Annotated in this window: 1 pseudogene; it reads right to left on the reverse strand. The window is 63.1% G+C overall.

Annotation, left to right across the window (positions count from 1 at the left end):
- Nucleotides 1–568 (reverse strand): annotated as a pseudogene (locus QZH66_RS18105) (hypothetical protein); the annotation flags it as partial.
- Between the last annotated feature and the right edge of the window lie 39 nt (nt 569–607).

The raw sequence follows: 607 nt of genomic DNA on the forward strand, positions 1-607 counted from the left end.
TGACGAAAACTAGGGCGTCGCACGACAGCCCTGTTGCCCCAGTTTTCAGCGAACGCACCACCGACGCGCCGTCGTCGAGCGACAACGGGCTGGCCTTTGGCACACCGATCACCTTGATCTCGCGGCCCGGGAAGTCAGGCAGCACGCTGCGGGCCCCCTCCAGCATGCGCTCTGCGTTGCGGGTGTAGGGATTGGTCGACCGGACGAAGCCGACGCGTTGTCTCCCTAGTTTGAACAGGTAGCGCGCCACCGCAGCGCCGATCCGCAGCGTGGAGTAGCCCACCACCATCTGGCCCGAATCGAAATCTGGATCCGACACCAGGCACAGGGGTATGCCTGCGTTCACCAACATGGGCGTGGTGCGCGAATCGCGCAGGACGTTGCAGAACACGAAGCCCGCAGGCTGCCAAGCAAGCATCGACTGGGCCAGCGCATACTCACGCGCCAGGTCATAGTGGCTTTCGCCCATCAGAACCAGATAGCCCGCGGGCTCCAGAACGCTGTTAAACCCTTGATAGATGCCATGAAACAGCGTGTGCGACATCTCGGGCACCAGCAGCGCCACCATCGCGTTGTGCACCCGTTGGAGACTGGCCGCCGCCTTGTT

Origin of the sequence: Stenotrophomonas sp. YIM B06876, from assembly GCF_030711595.1 — a bacterium.
Taxonomy (GTDB): Bacteria; Pseudomonadota; Gammaproteobacteria; order Xanthomonadales; family Xanthomonadaceae; genus Stenotrophomonas.